Genomic DNA, 2,488 nt, shown 5'->3' with positions numbered 1-2,488 from the left:
CTTTTTTATTGGGAGTTTCGACAGCAAGATGAGTGTTGTGATTAGAACTGCCGCTATGATGGTACCCGCTAAATTCTTGCTGACAAGAATTATGATAGTACAAAGCAGCAATCCTAAAAATTTATGAGTGGGATTCATACGATGAAGGATAGAATCACCTGTTTGATAAGTTAAATCAATCATGGGCAGCTAAATATTTCTTTTCGAGTTTTTTTATGAAATTAGAGTATGTAAGGTCTTCATCAAGATCTAAACCAATAAGGTCAGCAGTTATTTTTGTCTCAGGCTGTCCTATTCCAAGTTTATCGCATAAGTATTTATCTGCAAATACGCGTGAAGGAATATCATTGAATTGAATTTTCCCGGCATCTAAAACAACGATTTTATCCGCAACTTCAGATAGAACATTTGGATCATGCGAAACCATTAATATCGTGGTGCCATTTCGATGGAGATCCTTCAAGATGCTTATAATTTGATTTTGTCCGTCTCCATCAAGGCCTGAAAAAGGTTCATCGAGCAATAATATTTCAGGGCTTACAACTATCGCGCATGCTAAGGCAAGCCTGCGCTTTTGACCTCCTGAAAGCGCAAATGGTGATACATTCTTCATTTCATTTATGTTAAGACCAACGGCCTGCATTGCTTCGATTGTTTTTCTTTCTTTTTCATCCGGAGAAGACGATATATTTTTCAAACCAAAACCAATTTCATTCCAAATGTCTGATTCAAAAAACTGATTTTCAGGAAATTGGAATACGATTTGAAGTCTTTTACGAAAGGATTGGGAATCAAACCGCTTTTCGTAAATGTTCTGTCCATCCAGTAAAACGAACCCACTTTCAGGTTTATGAAATCCTGCAATTGTTTCAAGAAGTGTTGTTTTACCGCAGCCGGCTTTTCCTGTTATGCCTAAAAATTGTCCCTCTGTTATATTTAAATCTATATTGTCTAATATCTTATTGGAATTAGAATAGCGGACTGTTGCATGTTTTATTTCAAGCTGCATAATTCCTCTGCAAGTTCAGCTTTCGTTAGCGGACAATTTTTCAATTTTATTCCTTTTTGAAACAGGTCATGATACACACGTACTGGGAAAGGAATCTGTATTCCGGCCTCTTTTAGTGTTTCATAATCAGTCAGGATGTCACGAGCAGAACCGGATTTTATGATTTGATGATCAGAAATCAGGTAAATCATATCCGCGTGTAACACATCTTCAATATTTTGTGAAATTATAACAATCGTTTTATTTTGATTTCGCAGTTCTTCAATACAAAGCTGAAGTTCTTTTCTTCCGTTAGGATCCAACATGGAAGTAGCTTCATCAAAAAAAATGATACTGTTGTCTACGGCTAAAATTCCTGCTGCTGCAGCTTTTTGTTTTTGTCCTCCTGATAATGTTGAAACATTCCTTTTTTCATAGCCTGTCAAGCTGACCTTGTCTAATGCAGACTTAACGCAGTCAGATTGAATTGTTTCCGGCACATGATGATTTGTCAAACCAAATTTAATATCATCCTCTATAATAGGAGAGACAAAATGATTATCAGGATTCTGGAACACAATACCACATTGTTTTCGTATTTGGTTTATTCCTTCTTTACAATTTATATCGATATCGTCGACATAAATTTTTCCGTCGCCTATTGGAAGCAGGGCTAAAATCAGTCTGACTAATGTTGATTTTCCGCTTCCATTCTTTCCTAATATTGCAGTTACTTTTCCGGGCTCAATTGATAAACTAATATTTTCGATTATTTTCTTGTTATTGTTATATGTAAATGAGATATTTGAAACATTGATCACAGTTACTTCCGGTATATCATTAAAAAAATTTTATTCATTAGATATCAATTGTTTTCGAATCAGATCAATACATTCTCGAACAAGATATGAGAGGCTGAAATTCTCAATTCCAACGACCTGATTGTCACATTGATTTAAGGGAATTAAAAACCGTATCGCCTTTGATTGTCCAACAGCAATTGCCATTGAAGGAGTTATCTCACCCAATAGTGAATCAGCAATTACGATTCCCAATGGTCCTACGATTATGTCAGCCTCTCTGCATCCAGTTATGACAGCGTTTTCACCTGTGGCTGCTTCATCAGCCCCTGCTTTTATCATAGATTGAGTAGCAATGGTATTTGTCCCAATGGCACGAACTGTTATGTCAGGAAAATTCTCTTTTATACTGATAGTTAATTGGCGGCCTATTCCTCCACCTTGACCATCTATTATTACCACTAATTTTTTTTTCATTTATAATCCTTAATAATTTTGAATTACTCGAATCACAGGATATTTTTATAAAAATTATGTATGTTTGCATTTTCCTTTAATTCTGCTCCAAATCCTGCAAAGATTTATTATAATAGATATAATGGTAGGGGAAACTTTTTTAATATCTGAACGTTATTATTATGCATGAAAAAAACGATATAAATATGGCAGGGATAAAAATGAATAAATATAAAATTTCTAT

Annotated in this window: 3 protein-coding genes; all 3 read right to left on the bottom strand. The window is 34.8% G+C overall.

The window, feature by feature from the left end; genetic code table 11:
* Positions 1 to 175: 175 nt before the first annotated feature.
* From ACKI2P_RS02070 to ACKI2P_RS02060, 3 genes are read right to left on the bottom strand one after another with little or no spacing between them, the layout of a single operon-like run.
* Positions 176 to 1,009, bottom strand: a complete 834-nt coding sequence (locus tag ACKI2P_RS02070; RefSeq protein ID WP_407374591.1) for an energy-coupling factor ABC transporter ATP-binding protein — start codon at positions 1,007 to 1,009, stop codon at positions 176 to 178.
* Positions 994 to 1,809, bottom strand: coding sequence for an ATP-binding cassette domain-containing protein (locus ACKI2P_RS02065; RefSeq protein ID WP_407374590.1), 816 nt, complete (start codon positions 1,807 to 1,809; stop codon positions 994 to 996). Before ACKI2P_RS02065 ends, ACKI2P_RS02070 begins: the two co-directional genes overlap by 16 nt.
* 30 nt (positions 1,810 to 1,839) lie before the next feature.
* A complete protein-coding gene (locus ACKI2P_RS02060; protein WP_407374589.1) occupies positions 1,840 to 2,265 on the bottom strand; it encodes a DUF3842 family protein in 426 nt (141 codons plus the stop codon).
* Positions 2,266 to 2,488: the final 223 nt, after the last annotated feature.

This window comes from Methanobrevibacter sp. (assembly GCF_045541095.1).
Classification (GTDB): domain Archaea; phylum Methanobacteriota; class Methanobacteria; order Methanobacteriales; family Methanobacteriaceae; genus Methanocatella.
Note: the sequence above shows the minus strand (reverse complement) of the source record. Positions and strands in the feature narration are given on the sequence as shown.